At 69.8% G+C, this 17,072-nt stretch carries 21 protein-coding genes; 10 read left to right on the top strand and 11 right to left on the bottom strand.

The genetic code is table 11. From position 1 onward, the window contains the following. Nucleotides 1–909, top strand: coding sequence for an MBL fold metallo-hydrolase (locus DJ69_RS06640; protein WP_099254895.1), 909 nt, complete (start codon nucleotides 1–3; stop codon nucleotides 907–909). 14 nt (nucleotides 910–923) lie between these two features. On the opposite strand, the gene DJ69_RS06645 is transcribed toward DJ69_RS06640, so the two are convergent. Both DJ69_RS06645 and DJ69_RS06650 read right to left on the bottom strand, forming a co-directional pair. Continuing rightward, the gene (locus DJ69_RS06645; protein WP_099254896.1) at nucleotides 924–1,544 is read right to left on the bottom strand and encodes an HAD family hydrolase; all 621 of its coding nucleotides are present in this window, start codon (nucleotides 1,542–1,544) and stop codon (nucleotides 924–926) included. 115 nt (nucleotides 1,545–1,659) lie between these two features. Beyond that, entirely contained in the window at nucleotides 1,660–2,142 is a 483-nt protein-coding gene (locus tag DJ69_RS06650; RefSeq protein ID WP_099254897.1) for a DUF7321 family protein, read from the bottom strand. 126 nt (nucleotides 2,143–2,268) lie between these two features. Here DJ69_RS06650 and DJ69_RS06655 point away from each other — a divergent pair, with 126 nt between their 5' ends. From DJ69_RS06655 to DJ69_RS06685, 7 genes are all read left to right on the top strand, one after another. After that, entirely contained in the window at nucleotides 2,269–3,117 is an 849-nt protein-coding gene (locus DJ69_RS06655; protein WP_099254898.1) for a DUF7319 domain-containing protein, read from the top strand. A gap of 95 nt (nucleotides 3,118–3,212) precedes the next feature. Beyond that, entirely contained in the window at nucleotides 3,213–3,857 is a 645-nt protein-coding gene (locus tag DJ69_RS06660) for a halocyanin domain-containing protein (RefSeq protein ID WP_099254899.1), read from the top strand. After that, complete coding sequence (locus tag DJ69_RS06665; protein WP_099254900.1) at nucleotides 3,854–4,243, top strand: DUF7318 family protein; 390 nt, start codon at nucleotides 3,854–3,856, stop codon at nucleotides 4,241–4,243. The genes DJ69_RS06660 and DJ69_RS06665 overlap by 4 nt, the downstream gene beginning before the upstream one ends. 7 nt (nucleotides 4,244–4,250) lie before the next feature. After that, the gene (locus DJ69_RS06670; RefSeq protein ID WP_099254901.1) at nucleotides 4,251–5,060 is read left to right on the top strand and encodes a cytochrome b; all 810 of its coding nucleotides are present in this window, start codon (nucleotides 4,251–4,253) and stop codon (nucleotides 5,058–5,060) included. Nucleotides 5,061–5,064: 4 nt separating this feature from the next. Further along, the gene (locus DJ69_RS06675) at nucleotides 5,065–5,853 is read left to right on the top strand and encodes a cytochrome b family protein (RefSeq protein ID WP_099254902.1); all 789 of its coding nucleotides are present in this window, start codon (nucleotides 5,065–5,067) and stop codon (nucleotides 5,851–5,853) included. Nucleotides 5,854–5,892: 39 nt separating this feature from the next. Then, on the top strand, nucleotides 5,893–6,324 hold the full coding sequence (locus DJ69_RS06680; protein WP_099254903.1) for a DUF7315 family membrane protein: 432 nt from the start codon (nucleotides 5,893–5,895) through the stop codon (nucleotides 6,322–6,324). Nucleotides 6,325–6,328: 4 nt separating this feature from the next. Continuing rightward, nucleotides 6,329–6,607, top strand: a complete 279-nt coding sequence (locus DJ69_RS06685; protein WP_099254904.1) for a DUF7314 family protein — start codon at nucleotides 6,329–6,331, stop codon at nucleotides 6,605–6,607. A gap of 413 nt (nucleotides 6,608–7,020) precedes the next feature. On the opposite strand, the gene DJ69_RS06690 is transcribed toward DJ69_RS06685, so the two are convergent. From DJ69_RS06690 to DJ69_RS06725, 8 genes are all read right to left on the bottom strand, one after another. Further along, complete coding sequence (locus DJ69_RS06690) at nucleotides 7,021–7,464, bottom strand: DUF7313 family protein (RefSeq protein ID WP_099254905.1); 444 nt, start codon at nucleotides 7,462–7,464, stop codon at nucleotides 7,021–7,023. Between the two features lie 14 nt (nucleotides 7,465–7,478). Beyond that, a complete protein-coding gene (locus DJ69_RS06695) occupies nucleotides 7,479–8,291 on the bottom strand; it encodes an NAD(+)/NADH kinase (protein WP_099254906.1) in 813 nt (270 codons plus the stop codon). Nucleotides 8,292–8,349: 58 nt separating this feature from the next. Next, nucleotides 8,350–9,666: a M28 family peptidase gene (locus DJ69_RS06700; RefSeq protein ID WP_099254907.1), complete on the bottom strand. Its 1,317-nt coding sequence runs from the start codon at nucleotides 9,664–9,666 to the stop codon at nucleotides 8,350–8,352. A 103-nt stretch (nucleotides 9,667–9,769) separates the two neighbouring features. Beyond that, on the bottom strand, nucleotides 9,770–10,432 hold the full coding sequence (locus tag DJ69_RS06705; RefSeq protein WP_099254908.1) for a DUF420 domain-containing protein: 663 nt from the start codon (nucleotides 10,430–10,432) through the stop codon (nucleotides 9,770–9,772). A gap of 109 nt (nucleotides 10,433–10,541) precedes the next feature. Then, nucleotides 10,542–11,594, bottom strand: coding sequence for an NAD(P)-dependent glycerol-1-phosphate dehydrogenase (locus DJ69_RS06710; protein ID WP_099254909.1), 1,053 nt, complete (start codon nucleotides 11,592–11,594; stop codon nucleotides 10,542–10,544). Nucleotides 11,595–11,674: 80 nt separating this feature from the next. Then, complete coding sequence (locus tag DJ69_RS06715; RefSeq protein WP_099254910.1) at nucleotides 11,675–12,373, bottom strand: LysE family translocator; 699 nt, start codon at nucleotides 12,371–12,373, stop codon at nucleotides 11,675–11,677. A gap of 133 nt (nucleotides 12,374–12,506) precedes the next feature. Next, complete coding sequence (locus tag DJ69_RS06720; RefSeq protein ID WP_099254911.1) at nucleotides 12,507–13,166, bottom strand: metal-dependent transcriptional regulator; 660 nt, start codon at nucleotides 13,164–13,166, stop codon at nucleotides 12,507–12,509. A gap of 89 nt (nucleotides 13,167–13,255) precedes the next feature. Then, a complete protein-coding gene (locus DJ69_RS06725) occupies nucleotides 13,256–14,044 on the bottom strand; it encodes a DUF2103 domain-containing protein (protein WP_099254912.1) in 789 nt (262 codons plus the stop codon). Nucleotides 14,045–14,134: 90 nt separating this feature from the next. Here DJ69_RS06725 and DJ69_RS06730 point away from each other — a divergent pair, with 90 nt between their 5' ends. Next, nucleotides 14,135–14,896 carry a hypothetical protein gene (locus DJ69_RS06730; RefSeq protein ID WP_180271740.1) on the top strand — a complete coding sequence of 254 codons (762 nt, stop codon included), beginning with the start codon at nucleotides 14,135–14,137 and terminating at the stop codon, nucleotides 14,894–14,896. Nucleotides 14,897–14,958: 62 nt separating this feature from the next. After that, nucleotides 14,959–15,546 (top strand): hypothetical protein, encoded by a 588-nt coding sequence (locus DJ69_RS06735; protein ID WP_394338353.1) that lies wholly within the window; start codon nucleotides 14,959–14,961, stop codon nucleotides 15,544–15,546. Here the strand turns inward: DJ69_RS06735 and DJ69_RS06740 are convergent. Then, the gene (locus tag DJ69_RS06740) at nucleotides 15,543–16,715 is read right to left on the bottom strand and encodes an ArsA family ATPase (RefSeq protein WP_099254914.1); all 1,173 of its coding nucleotides are present in this window, start codon (nucleotides 16,713–16,715) and stop codon (nucleotides 15,543–15,545) included. The genes DJ69_RS06735 and DJ69_RS06740 overlap by 4 nt on opposite strands. Between the last annotated feature and the right edge of the window lie 357 nt (nucleotides 16,716–17,072).

Here is a 17,072-nt window from a genome sequence, read left to right on the forward strand (position 1 = left end):
ATGACGGCGCCGGACTCGGGCCCGCGCGTGGCCCGCGTCGAGGTCCCGGTCGACACCCGCGCGCCCGGCGGGACGACGAACGCCTACCTCGCCGCCGGCCTCCTCGTCGACCCCGCGGCGCGGACGGACGCGCTCGACGCGGCGGTCGGCGTCGGCGGTGCGGGGGAGAGGGGCCGAAAGCGAGTGGGCGACGGCGAACCGGAGTCCGTCGCGGTCGACGCGATCGCCGTCACGCACACGCACCCCGACCACGTCGGCGCGGTCGCCGCGTACGCGGAGCAGACCGGCGTGCCCGTGTTCGCGCACGCCGACCACGTCGACCGGTTCGCGAGGGCGACCGGCGTCGAGCCGGACGGGACGTTCCGCGACGGCGACCGCGTCGGCGACACTCCCGTCCGCGCGGTCGAGACGCCCGGACACGCGCCGGATCACGTCGCATTCGCCGTCGCGTCGGCGGGCGAGCGCGGCGACGAGAGCGCCGACGGCGACGCCGCGGACGGCGGTCCCCGCGACCTCCTCTGTGGCGACCTCACCGTCGCCGAGGGGAGCGTCGTCGTCGGGGCTCCCGACGGCGACCTCCGAGCGTACCTGGGGAGTCTCGAGCGGGTCCGCGACACCGGCTACGGGCGCCTTTACCCCGGACACGGCCCCGCCATCAACGACGCGGAGTCCGCCTGTCAGCGGCTGATCGACCACCGGGCGGACCGCGAGCGGGCGGTTCTCGACGCGGTCGACGCCGGCGCCGACGGCGTGGACGCCGTGGTGGCGGGGGCCTACGAGAAAGACCTGACCGGCGTCGCGGACCTCGCGCGGGCGACGGTCGTCGCGCACTTGGAAAAGCTCCTCGCGGAGGAGCGGATCGCTCCGGAGTGGAGCGATCGGATCGGCAGCGACTCGGGCGACGAATAGCGCGTTCGCCGGTTTCAGGGCTCGGCTTCGAGGTGCGCCGCCAACTCGTCGAGCGGGGTCTCCGTCACGTCCACGAACCGGCCGCCAACGTCTTCGACCCCGCTGTCCGCCGCCGGGTCGTCGCCGACGTGAACCAGCGACCCGGGCGCGATGTCGAGGGCCTCGGACGCCGCCTCGAACGCCTTCGGGTGGGGCTTCCGCCAGCCGCAGCCGATGCTGGTCGTGACCGCGTCGAACTCGCCGCGGAGCCCGGCGCGGATCAGCGTCTTGGGGACGAGTTCGGGCACCGCGCAGTTCGAGAGGAGCCCGACCGGCCCGCGGTCGCTCACGTCGCTGACGGCCTCCAGCACGCCGTCGCGCCGGCTCACGTCCGGGTCGAACGCCGCGACGACGGCGTGCCGGACGACGTTGTCGGCGGCCTCGACGCCGCGGGAGTCGAGCGCGTGTGCCACGTGAGCGGGGAGGGGGACCTCGGCGCCCGAGGGGGCGTCCACGTGTCGCTCGCCGTACGCGACGTGCCAGTCGTCCGGCACCTCGACGCCGCGCGACTCCAGCTCGCGCGCGACGATCTCCGCGGGGTCGGACGGGTACTCGACGTCGACGAGGGTCCCGAACAGGTCGAAGGTGACTGCCACGATACCCCCTCCTACGGCGAAAACGGGATTGAACCTGTCGATCGGTGCGATCGATGCTTCGGGCGCCCCGTCGCTCGCCCGAACGCGGGAGGCGAGCGCCCGCCAAACCGCCCCCTCAGACCATTGGTGCGACGTGGATCGCATAGAACCGGTAGAGCCCGGTCACCCACGCGCACAGCCAGAGCAGCATGAAGCCGGCCACGCCGGCTCGGAGCCGGGCGCGCCAGTGGCCCATGTCCTCGTGGATCTCGTCGATGTCCACGTCGGGGTCCTCGTAGGCGTCGGCGTTGCGCTTCGCCTGCAGGATTCTGGCGATGCCGGTGAGCGCGAACGCCAACAGCGCGTACGCCTGCACCCCGAGGAACGCGTGGATCACGGCGAGCCCGGAGAGGCGATCGAAGAGCCGCGGGAGCATCCATCCGACGATGGGGACGGTCGTGAGCGCCAGCCCGACGCCGATGTACCGCAGGTGGCGCATGAGGACGGTCCACGTCACGGTCTCGGTGTCGATCATGATCCACGCTCCGTACAGCAGGAACGGGAGGCTCGCCGTCACCGACAGCCCGGCCGCCGCCGCGATAACCGACTCGTCGACCATTACCCGCGGTTGGGTCTCCGTCGCGTAAAGCCCCGCGATCCGCGCTCCGCGGGCGCGGCGTCCCGACACGCGTCACCGCGCCCGTAGACGAAAACAGTTAGCCTCCGGAGCACGTACCACCGAGCAATGGAGGACACCTCGACGGAACCGGATCCGGGGTCGCGGCCGGACCGGGAACCGGACGGGCCCGATAGCGACGGCGGGTCTCCCCGAGCCGACGCATCTCACGGGGACGGCGGCGACGCTCCCGACGGCGCGGACGATCTCGCCGCGCTCCGTCAGCGGGTCGACGAGGAGTACGACTTCGACGACTTCGGCCCCGCGGACATGGCCCGGATGAGCGCCGAGGAGTGGGACGCCGCGTTCGATCCGGAGTCGTGGATCACCGGCGACCGGCTGCTCGAACGCGCCGAGGCGGAGCTGAAGTCTCGGATCGCGCGCCGAGACGTGTTCGGCGTGTTGGAGCGCGTCCGCGAGGACGGGGAGGAGCGGCTCCTCGTCTACTCCGACGAGGGGTACGCCATCGTCAGGCCGACGGGCGAGGTGACCGGGCAGGGGACCGTGCTCCGCGACATCGAACCGGTCGTCGCGCTGGCGGCGATGGAGTCGCACGACGTGCCCGAACCCCCCGAGGATTGGTCGCTCCCGCACCCGGACACGGTTCCGGAGGGGTCCGGGGAGTTCGGCAACCTGATGATTCAGGTGATCGCGGTCGTGCAGGTGCTCGCCGGGGGGGCACTGCTCGTCGCCTCGTTCGTCGCCGATCTGAACACGATCGTCGCGCCGGCGATGGGGATCGTGTTCCTGCTCATCGGGCTGTTGCTTTTCGTCATGGTCGCGAACGCGCGGCTCTCCGATCGGTTCCGTTCGGAGGAGTATCGCGAGCGGCTCCGGGCCCTCCGAGAGGCCAAGGAGCGTCCCGACTTCGTGCCGGTCGAAGGCGGGGTCGTGAACGAAAACGATCGCAACGAGTGAACTGCCGATTTCGCGGGACACAAGCCTTGTAAACCCATCCCCGCCAACGGATTCAGTCGGTGGGTTTAAGCGCACCCCGTCCCGAGTAAACCTGTATGAAAAGGCGGGAATTTGTGCGGACGGCCGGCGGTGCCAGCGCCGCGGTGGCGGCCTCGGCCGGGGCGACCGGAACGGCCTCCGCACAGGAGGCAGAACCGGACTGGCCGAGTGGAGCCAGCAGCGGGAACGTCGGGTCCTACCAGGACGCCCGCGGCGAGAGCGAGGTCACCGTTCAAGTCGGGGCCGGCGATCAGGGGCTCGCCTTCGACCCGACGCTGCTGTGGGTCGATCCCGGGACGACGATCATCTTCGAGTGGACCGGGAGCGGTGGCGACCACAACGTGCAGACCGTCGAGGGCGGCGGCCCGGCCAGCCTCGACAGCGGCGACCCGATCGGCGAAGAGGGGCACACCTACGAGTACGAAACCAGCGAGGAAGACGCCGGCATCACTCACTATCACTGCGTCCCCCACACCGCGGTCGGGATGCACGGCGGGATCGCCGTCGGTGGGGACGTTCCGACCGTCGAGACGGGCGGGAACACCGGATGGCCGGAGAACATCGCTCACGTCGGCGTTCCGCTGCACGCCCACTGGGTCGGCATCGCGGCGATCCTCGGCATCGCGCTGACGTTCGTGTTCACGTTCTACCTGCTGAAGTACGGTGAGTCGGCTCACACCGGCCACGGAGGGAACCAATGAGCTCCGGCGGCTCCTCGTACGGCGACATCCACCGGTACGAGCCCGCCCGGGAGAGCACCGCCGCCGCGATCGCGATCGTGCTCCTCACCGTCGTCGAGGTCGTGTTCGTCTCCCTGTTCGTGTACGGGCTCATGTCCTCGTGGGCCTCGACCGAGTTCGGGAACATGTTCGCCGGCGCGTTGCTGGCGATGATCTTCATCGACCTCGCCTTCATCCTCCTCCTCTACCGCAAGGAGTTCCTCCCCGACGTGATGATCGTGAAGAAGCGCCGCCGCAAGTGGGAGGACCTCTACGTCCGCGAGGAGGACAAAGACGGCGTCGAGGTCGACACCGGAGACCTGACCGAGACGATCAAACAGGCCGTCTACCCGTACTACAAGAAGTAACCCGACAATGAGCCTCAAAAAACAAGACGAGATGGACCACAACGCGTGGCTCAAAAAACAGGACCTGACGGTCATCGAGACCGCGTTCCTCACCACGCTCATCTGGCTCGACAAGCGGCTTCGCATCGTCGACTACCTCGAGCTGCTGGAGACGATGTACTACCGCGCGAACCTCCAGATGCCGAAAAGCCACACCGAACAGTACGACCTCGACAACAAGTTCTGGTACTGGTACCCCCTGTACTCGCTCGGGTCCCTGTCGATCGTCGCGTACCTCGTCGCCGCCGTCTCCGGCGCGCTACTGGGCTTCTACTACGCCCCGTCGACCGCCGGCGCCGCCGCGCAGGGCGACCCGACGGCCGCGTACGACTCGCTCGTGATGATCATGAAGGACGTTCAGTTCGGGTACATGCTCCGCTCCATCCACCGCTGGGCCGCCCAGTTCATGGTGGCGGCGGTGTTCCTCCACATGCTTCGCGTGTACTTCACCGGCTCCTACAAGGAGCCCCGCGAGGTCAACTGGATCCTCGGCATCGTCCTCATCGGTCTGACGCTGCTGTTCGGCTTCTCCGGGTACGTGCTCCCGTGGAAGCAGCTGTCGTTCTGGGCCGCGCAGATCGGCGTCGAGATGGCGCTCGCGACGCCCATCGTGGGCGAGTGGGCGGCACAGCTCCTGTTCGGCGGCTTCACGCTCGGACAGGCGACGCTCGTGAGAATGTACATCCTGCACGTCTTCGTGCTGCCGTTCGTGGTGACGGGGCTCATCGCCCTCCACGTCGGCATCGTCTGGGTGCAGGGCATCGCGGAGCCGCACTAATCCAATGACCGACAACGACACTCCCATGACGGACGGAGGCACCGACGCAGAAGCGCGCACGGACGGCGGCCCGCCGGCCACCGTGCCGCCGGACGACGAGACCCCCGCCTGGTCGGACCGCAAAGAGCGCTCGCAGGGGCTCGCACAGCTCACCTACCAGTACTTCGAGCGCTCGCGCCGCGAGGACGAGGACCTCCGCACGGAGTCGACGTACGTCGAGCGCGACGTGCTCGGCTTCCCGACGTGGCCCCACGAGACGCTTCGGAACCTCGCGATCACGAGCTTCTTCGTCGGGATCATGATCCTCGTCGCGGCGCTGATGCCGGCCCACTTCGGCGAGCCCGCCAACCCCGGCGCGACGCCGGCGATCATCCTCCCCGACTGGTACCTCTACTGGTCGTTCGGGCTGCTGAAGCTCAACCCGATCAATCCCGAGCTGGCCGTGCTCGGCGGCAACATCGTGATGTCGAACGAGCTGCTCGGGATCGTCGCTCACGGGGTCATCTTCGGCGTCATCGGGCTCGTGCCGTTCCTCAACAAGGGGAGCGCGCGTCGCCCCGTCGAGCAGCCGTTCTGGGCCGCCGTCGGCGTGACGGGCGTCGTTCTGGCGTTCACGCTCGCGGCGCTCGCGATCCAGAACTTCTTCCCGATCTCGCTCGACCTGCTGCTCACTCTCACGTTCATCCTGCCGGTGCTCGGCGGCATCATCACCTACGCGGTGTTGAAGACGATGCGTGAAGGGTACATGTACGACCTGAACCGCCGGTACTACATGCTGCGGCCGCCGAAGTAAGCCGGCTGAACCACCTCGATTTTGCGGTCTCCGTCACCGATGTCACCACCACCCGACCACGACGACACACAGGCGTTCGACGAGACCGGCGATCCCGTCGCGAAGGACGCCGACGAGGATCCACGGAACGAGCCCACCGGCCCGCGCGTGGGTCCCGACGGTCGGGAGATCGTCGTTCCGTTTCGGCTGTACAAGGCCGTCACCGTCTTCTCCACGCTCGCCGCCGTGATCGCGTATCTGATCGGCTTCACGCTGATCGACGCGGCGACGCTGCAGATCAGTTTCGTCCGGACGACGATCGTCTATCTGCTCAACAACGCCGGGCTCTACCCCTCCGACGACCTGCTGGTCGCGGTCCTCGCGATCACCGGAATCGCGTTCCTCGTCGCCGGAACGGCGGTGTACGTTCTCGGCACGCGGTTCCGCGGGCAAGGGATGGGAAAGCCTCAAGGTGATTCCAGCGAAACCTGAGGTAATGGCAGACGAGTTCATGAAGGGGTTCACCCTGTTCACGCTCGGCGGTCTCGGATGGCTCACCTTCGGCGGCTGGTACCGGACACCCTCGTACTACGAGATCGTCCAGCTCGTCAACCCGGCCGAAGGGGTCAACACGGCCTACGGCGAGATCGGGCTGGTTCTCGGCGACGCCTCGTTCTGGCTGATGATCCTCGGTGCGCTCACGTTCTGGGTGCTCATCCCGGTGAGTCGCCAGCTCCGCGACATGCTCAGCGACGAAGCCGAAGCCGCGAACTGACCGCGAACCGGACGCGACCGTTCTCTCCTCGACGTTCACGCTCTGCCCGCCGTTTTCTCCCGCACTGCCGGCGCCGCACTTTCTCTGTTGAGGCCGTCTCGGCCATCCTGCCGTCGGTCGTCAAGGCCGTCTCTGCCGTCGTTCGTCGAGGCCGCCGATCGCCGTCGTATGTCGACGCCGACACAGCGAGTCCGGCGGGACCGACAGGTCACGGCGGAGAAACGGTTCGCACACGGCGACGGTCGGAGGCTCGCGTGACGCGTCGACCCCTCGGCGCGGGGGTCATCGCCCGCTACCGGCGGTCGTTCAGCCGACGCCCCGTCTTCGACGGTCGGCTTCGCCTTTCGCAGTGAGGCTTCGCTCTTCGAGAACGGCGGGCAACGAACAGAACTCGATACGGGGCGGCAGTCGCCTTACGCGACGACGAACTGGTTCCAGATCCCCGAGACGAGGAAGAACAGCGAGTAGTAGGCGACGAACACCATCAGGAGCAACGACGCGGCGATCGAGCTCTTCGGGGCCTCGATCGGCATGTCGTTGCGCGCCTCGACGTTGCGCGCCTCAAGCTCGAACAGGTCGGCGATCAGCATCGTGATCACGATCACTGCGAGGATCGTCCCGCTGATCGGGGCGTTGAGCACGAACAGGAACGTCAAGAGCATCAGTCCGATGTTCGTGAACGCGTGGGGCGTGTACGGTTCGACGCTGTCGCCGTCGCTCCCCTGTTCGACGTGGTGCCGGTGCGCGATGTGTCGGGTCGCGAGGTTTGCGACCGCCATCACGAGAATCGCGTACGGCAGCATCGGTCCGACTTCGGACAGCCAGCCGAGCGGAACGAGGAACTGCAGTGGGTCCATACCCACACATCCGGTCACGAGTTATTAGAGTGTTTCCGATCAGCGCGCTCGCGACCCCCCTTCGGCGTCGCGAACGCGACCCGGTCGACCGCCTCGATCTCGATCGGTCGGTGCGGCTCGACGGCCCCGCGCCGCTCCCCGTCGACCACGAGCGCGATCGGCTCGCCCTCCCGTTCGACCGTGAGCCGCACGCGCTCCGCAGTGATCCACGCGTCCGTGCGAGTGCTGAACGGGGCGATCGGCGCCACCGCGAGGCCGCCGCCCGGCTCTACGAGGGGGCCGCCGGCGGCGTTCGCGTACCCGTCGCTTCCCAGCGGCGTCGCGACGACGACGCCGTCCGCGCGGATCGACTCCTCTCGGCCGCGAGCGAACTCGACCGCGAACTCCGAGATCCGCGCCGGCTCGTCGGTGACGACGGTGACGTCGAACGCGGTCCGCACGGGTGTTCCCGCCCCGTCGTCGACGGCGAGAACCGGATGCGTGACGCGGTTGACGACATCGTCGGTCTCCGAGCCGTCGAGGAGCTGCCGGAGGGCGGCGACGGCGCCGTCGCGATCGAAGCCGAGCCGCCGATCGGCGACCGGGATCACCGTCCCGCGCGGCGCTGCGACGACCGCGTCGCGGACCGCCGCGTCGCCGACCGCCACGACGAGGGTCGCGTCGGGGCGCTCGCCGCCGACCGCTGCCGGACCCGTGTCCGCCTCGGCTTCGTCGATCGGGTCTGCGGGCTCCGCGAGCCGCCCACCGGCGTTTCGGACCGCGTCTCGGAGCTCCGACGCGCGATCGTCGTCGCCGACGACGGCGACGCGGCGTTCCGACGGTTCCATAGCCGGGAGTGTGGCCGGCGCGTGTGAAAACTTCCCGGTTCGCGGCGAGCGAGCGGAGCTAAAACGGCCAGTCGCCGGTGATCTTCATCCCGGTCGCCTTCCCCTCCCGTTCGAGCGCGGTCGCGATCGCCTCGGTCGGCCGCCGCGCGGTCGACACGTCGTCGCCGGCGAGGTCGACGACCAGTTCGGTCAGGAGGATCGCCTGCTCGCGGAGGTTTCGGGACTCCAGCTTGTCGAGCGTGTCCGCGCCGGTGTGTCCCCACCCGCGCCCGCGCCCCTCCGTCTCCCCCGAGACCATGTAGCCGGGGACTCCCCGCGCGACGAACGGCCAGTGGTCGCTGTGGGGAACCAGCTCCTCGCCGAGCGTGATCGGGTGGTCGAAGTGGTCGCTCACCCGTTTCCCGGCCGCCGCCAGCGCGTCGAACCCGTGGTGATCGAGCTTCAGGGTGCGACCGAACACGTTGCTGTCGATGTTGACGACCGCTTTGACGCGGTCGGGGTCGACACCGGCGGCGAACCGGGAGGAGCCCACCAGCCCCACCTCCTCGGCGCCGAAGCCGACGAAGCGCACTCTCGTGTCGAGTTCGTCCTCCCGGGCGGCGACGGCGTTGGCGACTTCGACGAGCGTCGCCGTGCCGGCGCCGTTGTCCATCGCCCCCTCCGCGAGGTCGTGGGCGTCGACGTGACACGAGACCACGAGGTACTCGTCGGTGTCGGGGCCCAGGTCGGCGGTCACGTTCCCGCTCGTCGCGTCGGCCGTCTCGCAGTCGACGGCGACGGTGAGCGGCTCCCCTTCGCGGCGGCGCGCGAGTCGGGCGCCGACCTCCTTCGAGACGCCGACCGCCGGAATCTCGCCGATCGGCGCGTCCGCGGTGCCGACGCTCCCGGTCGGCGGGAGAGTCCCCTCGACGTGGTTCGCGAAGACGAACGCCGCGGCGCCGGCCTCGACGGCGTGGTAGTACTTCTCGCGGCGATGAATGAACCGGTCGACGGAGTCGGGCGTCGTCGAGGAGACCATCACGACCTTCCCCGTCAGGTCCGCCTCGAAGTCCTCCGGGACCCCGTACCCCAGGTCGACGAACTCGCCGGTCCCGTCTCCGCTCGGGCTCCGTGGGAGCGCGATGCAGGCGTTGCGCCCGCTCGCGACCGGGTCGTCGCCGCGTCGGATCTCGCTGCCGCCGCGCTCCCACCCCTGAATGTCGAACGCCTCGACTCGCGCGTCCCGCGCGCCGGCGTCGGCCAGCGCGTCGCGTGTCAGTTCGAGCCCGGCGCGCTCGCCGTCGGACCCGGTCATGCGGTCGCCGATGTCGACGAGCGATTCGAGGTGGTTCCAACCCGCCTCGCTGGTGAAGACGTCGCCGATCCAGTCGGTCATGCCTGTGGGTGGCCGTGGCGCGGGTCAAACGTTTCGGTGCCGGCGGACGGGGGTGGGTGCCGCCGCGGTGTGGCGTCGAAGGGGGCCGCGGAGGGGGGACGAGTTACGTCCCGGGGACCACCGGGACGAGCGCCGTCGCGGCCTCCGCGGCCGCGAACGTCGAGTCGTACGCGTGGTTCAACATGAGGTAGGTGACGACGCCGAGCACGAGCGAGAGGAGCCACGCGCTGGCGGCGATCCGCCCGACTCGCCGGTGGGGGGTCTCGTTCCGAAGCTCGGCGGGCGAGTGCGTGAGGCCGAGGACGACGGCGTAGAGGACGACGGGCACGGCGACGACGGAGAGGATGATGTGGATCGCGAGCATGATCAGGTACGCCGGGTAGATCCAGTCCCAGAGGGGGACCCACGCGTACGCCGACTCCAAGACGAACTCTCGGGTCCCCCCGCCGGCGACCTTCGGCAGGTAGAGGCTGAGGAACACGAGGATGAGGGCGAACGACGTCGTCATCGCCGCCGCGTGCTTCTTCACCTCGCCGTTGCGGATCCAGTACCACCCGAGCGAGAGCGTGCCGATCGTGACGGTGTTGACGGCGGCGATGGCGTGCGCGAAGAGGTCGACGGTGCTCCGCGTCAGTTCGGGGAACAGCGCCTGAAACTGCGGCACGAGGAACACGCCGCCGACCGCGCCGTAGCCGACGATTGTGAGGAGCACGGTGACCGCGCCGGCCCGCTCTTTGACCCGGTCGCGAACGCTGGCGGTGGACATACGCGGGGTTGTCGCGGGACGGTTATTTCGCTTTCGAGGGCGGAACGGGTCGCCGGCTGTCGGGGGGTCAGGTCACCGACGGTCGACGGGTCGGGTCACCGAGGGGCTGTCACCTGTCGATGACGCCCGTCGCGGTCGCGACCTCGATCGCGGCCGCCTCGTTGATCCCGCCCTGCAGGATCGTGTACCGGTCGCGGATCTCGTGGGCGCTGGTGAGTGCGGCGATCAGCTCCGCGTCGTCGATGCCGAGCTCGGCGGCGGTCGTCGGCGCGTCCAGCTCGGCGAGCGCGTCGCGGATCGCGGCCCACTCGCCGTTCTCGCCGCTGTGGAGGTACTCCGTCATGATCGAGGCGACGCCGACCTGGTGGCCGTGGAGCGCCCGCCCCGGCGCGGTCCGGTCGAGCTGGTGGGAGATGAGATGTTCCGCGCCCGAGGCGGGCCGCGAGGAGCCCGCGATCGACATCGCGACGCCGGAGGAGACGAGCGCCTTCACGACGACCCACGCCGACTCCTCTAACCCGGGGCGGATCATGTCGGCGTTCTCGACGAGCAGCTCCGCGGTCATCTCCGAGAGCGCCCCCGCGTACTCGCTGTACTCGACGTTGCGGAGCCGCCGGGCGAGCCGCCAGTCCTTCACCGCGGTGTAGTTCGAGATGATGTCCGCACAGCCCGCGGTGGTGAGCCGCCACGGGGCGTCCGCGATCAGCGTCGTGTCCGCGACGACCGCCAGCGGCGGATCGGCCGCGACCGAGTGGCGCGTGTCGCCCTCCGGGATCGAGGACCGCCCCGAGACGATCCCGTCGTGGGAGGCGACCGTGGGGACGGAGACGAAGCCGACGCCGAGGTGGTCGGCCGCCATCTTCGCGATGTCGATCGGCTTCCCGCCGCCGAGGGCGATCAGGTAGCCGGGGTCGACCGCCTCCGCGGTCTCCTTCAGCTCCTCGACGGCGTCGAAAGAGGCCTCCTCGACGACGGCGGTCGCGGGGTCGTCGAACTGGGCGCGCACCCGGTCCCCGGCGATGTCGTCGGGCGTCGGGCTCGTCACGATCAGCGGGCGACCGGTGAGATACAGTTCGCCGACCGCCTCCCCGAGGTCGTCGAGGACGCCGTGCCCCACGAGCACGTTCCGCGGGAGCTTGATCCACGTGGTCTTCTCGAACATACCGGGCGGTCACGCCCGCGAGTGAAAGCCGTTGTCAATGTCGGTCGCCGGGACGCCGGACAGGTTCGCCCGTCGGAGAGTCAGGCTCCGAGCGCCGCCAGCGTCGTCGCCGCGTCGTAGAGGAAGTAGACGCCGAACCCGGCGAGGACGATCGCGGAGCCGACCGCGACCATCGGCGCGAACGTCTCGATCCGGCGCTCGGCGGCGACGAGCCCGGTCGGGAACCCGACGATCCACGTCAACACGCCGAGGAAGAAGCCGCCGATGAGCGCCGGGGAGCCGGTGGCGACGACGAGGGTTCCGGCGAGGTCCCCGCCGACGACGGGGAGCCGGGAGAGCACGTCGAGCTCGCCGGGACGGAGGAGCCCGACCCCGATCGTCAGCCAGAACAGCACCTGGTACGGGTTGGTTAAGGCGAGCACCAGCGCCTTGCGGAACCCCTTCCCCTCTTCGACGATGGGCTCGTCGCCGGAGGTCGGCCGGAACGACGCTCGGGCGCCGCGCGCCGCGCCGACGGCGAAGTACAGCATCAGGACGCCGCCGACCGCGACCATGGCGCCCTGGAGCAGCGGGAACGACTCCACGACCGCGACGACGCCGACGTACGCGAGGACGAAGAAGATCGCGTCGGCGGTCGCGGCGCCGAGGCCGGCCCGGAAGCCGGCGAAGCGACCGCGCAGCACGGACTCCTCGGCGATCACAGCGTTCATCGGTCCGGGCGGGGCCGCGAGCGCCAGCCCGAAGACGACGCCGGCGCCGAGCGTTACGAGGAGACTCACACCGACCGAGAGGGGCGTTTTCGTGAAAAGTCCCGCGAACGGACCGTGGGCGTTACGGGCGGGGAACCGACACCGATGTACGAGTGTGGGCGGTGGGGCGCAGGTGTTGCGGTCGGGCGGAGCCGGACCGCGGTCAGTCCGCGTCCTCGACCCGGATCGAGCGGGCGATCTCGACCGGGAGGCTCTGCTCGCCGGTCGGCGTCGCCACGGTTACCATCCCGAACGGGGCGACGTCGACGACCTCGATATCTGTCCCGGGGGTGATCCCGGCGTCGGCGAGGTACTCCAGTTCGTCTTCGTCGCGGTCCGAGACGCGGGTGACGAGCACGCGGTCGCCCTCCTCGCGGTCCGCGAGCCGCGCGCCGCTCCCCTCGTCGACGGGTTCGAGGTCCGCGCTCGGGATCGGGTCCCCGTGGGGGTCGACGGCGGGGTCCCCGAGCGCCTCCGCCACGCGCCGCTCGAACGCCTCGGAGATGTGGTGTTCGAGGGCGTCCGCCTCCTCGTGGACCTCGCTCCAGTCGTAGTCGAGCCGCTCGGCGAGGAACGCCTCCAACAGCCGGTGGTGGCGGACGATCTCCAGGGCGACCGCCTCGCCTTCCGCCGTCAGCTCCGCGCCGCGATACGGCTCGCGCTCGACGAGCCCCCGCTCCTCGAGTTTGCCCAGCATGTCGGTGACCGACGGCGAGGTCTTGTCGAGGTACTCCGCGATCGCCGACGTCGAGACGGGCGGGCCCTGCTCGGACTGGAGGACGTAGATCGCCTTCAGGTAGTCCTCCATCACGTCGCTCAGCATTTATAAGCGATCGCGTGCGCCGGCGGAAATACCTACCGGGAGTTACCGCCGCGGCGTCGCTCGGTGCGCCCCCGGTCGCGCCGGCGCGGTCAGTCCTGCAGTTCCGCGTCCCGAAGCGCCTCGTTGAGGTCCTCGCGGACGCGCTCGCCGGTCTCGCGGTCCATCGCGGTGGTGACGATCCGGTTCTCCTGCACGCTGGAGCCGTCCCGCAGGAGGAGCCGGACGTTCCCGTTCGTGCCGGCGCGCGTCGCCTTCGCGCGCAACCCCGTCCGCGAACCGGTGCCGCCGGCGTCGATCGGACCGGGGACGATCTTCTTGACGTGGGGGTGCTGCGCGACCGTACTGACCGCCTTCCGGCCTTTCCGGTCGCCGATCAGCGTCGAGTGCGACCCGCCGATCTTCTCGCGGGGCGGCGTCTCGACCACCTCCAGCGCGCGGTCGCCGCGGCGGTCGAGCACCCACGAGACGACCGGGCTCTCGCGGCCGCGACCCTCATCGTTCGTGCGACCGCGGTCCCCGCCGGAGCCCTCGTCGACACCCGCGTCGGGAACGCGGTAGAACTCGTGGTGGACCTGCGCGCGCGTCTCGCGGAGGGGTTCCCGGTCGCCGGCGGCGTAGACGGTGTCTGGTCGCTTCCGGCGGATCTCGTCGGCGACGCGCCCGGCGAAGTTGCGGAGCTGGATCTCGGTCAGCTGCTCGTCGGTCTCGGGCCGGGTCGTCACGGTCGTCTCGCCGACGACCGCGTCCTCGTCGAGCATCGTGAGCCGGGCGCGGTCCGCCGAGAACTCGACGACGACGGCGTCGGCGTTGGCGGTGTTGCAGGTGAGACAGTAGTCCCCGGGTTTGCGGAGCGGGGTTCCACACCGCCTGCAGTTCATACCGGACGAAGGCGCGTGCCGGGTAAAAGCGCGTCCGTTCGCTCTCTCGCGGAGGCAACCCATATAGTGGGGGCCGGCCTGAAGGAGAGTATGAACACCGACCGATCCGCGGCGGACGCCTCCGACGGGGAGTCCGATGGCGAGATCGAGGGGCGAGATCCGGACGAGCCGGGTCCCGACGGTTCCGATCCGCTCGATCGCGTTCTCGGCGACCCCGATCCGGGCGATCCGGAGCCGGACGTTCCCGACGGCGGCGCCATCGAGGACCGCTTGGCGCGGCTGTTCCGCAGCGGGCGGACGAACGCGGTGATCGCGTGGGCCATGGTGGCAGTCCTCGTTGGGGTGTTCGTCGAGAGCCTGCTCGGGTTCGACTTCCTCCCGATGGTCCTCGTCGCCGCCATCACCGCGGTCGTGGTCGCGCCGGCGGTCGCGGCGCGCGACCCGCGGGTGATGCTCCCGTGGGAGGTGCTCGGTCTCGCATTGCTGCCGGTGTTGGTGCGGGCGCTTCTCGGCGGTGAGCTGGGGACGTTCTCGACGTATCTGGCGATCGCCGCGTTCGCGCTGATCGTCACCGTCGAGCTCCACATGTTCACGTCGCTGCGGGTCACTCACTGGTTCGCCGTCCTGTTCGTCGTGCTGACGACGATGGCGACGGCGGCCGCGTGGACGGTGCTCCGGTGGAACGCCGATCGGCTGCTCGGCACCTCGTTCCTGACGACGAACGAGGCGCTGATGATCGAGTGGATCTACGTGACGCTGGCGGGACTCGCCGCCGGCGTCCTCTTCGACGCGTACTTCCGGCGGCGCGGGGCGCGGCTTCGGGGCGCCATCTGGGGGGTGGTGCGCCGATGACCGTCCGCGGCGCCCTTCGAGCCCGCCCGCCGACCCGGACGCAGAATCGACTCACGAGGGTGATGCAGGTCCTGCTGGTCGCCATCGTCGCCTACGGCGTCGCGTTCGGCCATCCGAAGGCGATCACTAACGGCGGACTCGGGCTGTTCGTCACGTTCGTGCCGGCGCTGGTCGAGCGCAACTACGACATTCCGCTCGATCCGTGGCTCGGCGTGTGGATCACGGCGGCGGTGTTCTTCCACACGCTCGGGTCGGCGTGGTTCTACGCGCAGATCGGCTGGTGGGACCACGTCACCCACGCGCTCTCAGCGTCGTTGGTCGCGGGCGCGGGATACACGACACTGCGCGCGATAGACATCCACAGCGACCGGATCCAGATACCCTCGCGTTTCGCCTTCGTGTTCATTTTCGTGGTGGTGCTCGCGTTCGGGGTCGTCTGGGAGCTGTTCGAGTTCACGCTCGACATCGTCGCCGACGAGACGGGGATCTCGATGCCGCTCGCCCAGTTCGGACTCGACGATACGGTACTCGACCTCATGTACAACTCCGCGGGAGCGCTGATCGTCGCGACCTTCGGACAGGCGTACCTCTCGGGCGTAGCAGCGCGAGTCCGCGAGGGGCTGTTCGGCCCGTCGGAGGAGCGACCCTAGCGTAGACAGGCGGCAACGACCCGTAGCGCGGCCTCTCCGCGGACCTCCTTGGCGAGCAGCGGCACGCGCTTCACGTCGCGCCCGCGGAACAGGTCCGTGGCCCGACGCAGCGCGTCCTGCTGGACCTCCCACCGACGCGCACAGAACTCGCAGGTGTCCGGGTTCGGCTCGACGATCCAGTCGGGATCGATCGCGGCCCCGCTCCCGTCGGTCACGTCGCCGACGCCCTCCATCACCCGATTGACCACGAGCGTGTTCACCGGAATCCCGAACTCGTCGAGGCGCGCGACGAGGCGCTCGGACTCGGCGACGCTCATCTCCTCGGGGATGGTTACCACGCGGAAGTCGGTCTTCGCGGGGTCCCGCAGCACGCTCCGGAGGCGCTCGATCCGCTCGCGGAGCTCGTCGAGGTCGGCGGAGGGGTCCGGCTCGTCCTCCCCGCCGCCGAACATCCCCTTGATCCCGTCCATCATCCCGGAGAAGCGGTTTCGGAGCTTCATCACGCGGCCGATCATCGAGTCCATGATCTCTGGGAGCTGGAGGAGCCGGAGGGTGTGTCCCGTCGGCGCGGTGTCGACGACGACCCGGTCGAACCGCGGATCGTCGAGGTACTCCAGCAGCTGGCGCATCGCGGCCGCCTCGTCGGCGCCGGGCATCGTTCCGCCGAGCAAAGAGCCGAGGCCGCCGTCGCCCTCGCCGTCCCCCGCGCCGCCCGCGCCGCCCATCATCCCGCCCATCGCGTCCCCCATCTCGCCCATTCCGCCCAGCGGGTCGCCGTCGGCACCGAACATCCCCTCCTCCATCGCGTCGTCGGGGTCGATCTCGGCGGCGTACAGGGGGATGTCCTCGCGGATGCGCGCCGGCTCGGCCGGGATCTCCGTCTCGTACGTGTCGGAGAGGGAGTGGGCCGGGTCGGTCGAGACCACGAGGGTGTTGACCCCGCCCGCCGCCGAGGCGAGCCCGGTCGCGGCCGCCATCGTCGTCTTCCCGACGCCGCCCTTCCCGCCGTAGAGGACGTAGTCCGGGGCGTCGACGCCCACCGGGAGGTCCGTGGCGGCGTCCGTCTCGGTCGGGAGCTCAGACTCGTCGCTCTCGGGATCTTTCTCGGCGTGTTCGTCGCGTTCCGGTTCCTCGACGCGATCCACCGGCTCGACGTCGATATCGTCCATACCGGGTCGTGGGCGCGGCCCGCTTGTGTACCCGTCGGTCCGGATACGAATGCATGTAGTGAGTGATTGGGCAATTCGGTGATTCGAGAGCGCGAGTGGACGGCGTGGCTACCGTCGATCGCCTATAAATCGGTGGTCATGGATCGGTGGTGGACTTCTCCAAAGCCCCAGCCGGGAGGCGGGCGCACGCTCGCTGCGCGCTTCAGTCGCTCGCGGTGCTCCTCCCTCCAGTGCTTACGTCGCCTGCGCCCGCCTCCCGCCTGCCCCTTTGAGTCCCACCCGCCCGCACAGCACCACAACCTCACGCCTCCCCAGCCTCGCAGCCCACGGCTCGCGGCCTCCCCGCCCCCGTTCGCC

The sequence above is a fragment of the Halorubrum persicum genome (assembly GCF_002727125.1).
Classification (GTDB): domain Archaea; phylum Halobacteriota; class Halobacteria; order Halobacteriales; family Haloferacaceae; genus Halorubrum; species Halorubrum persicum.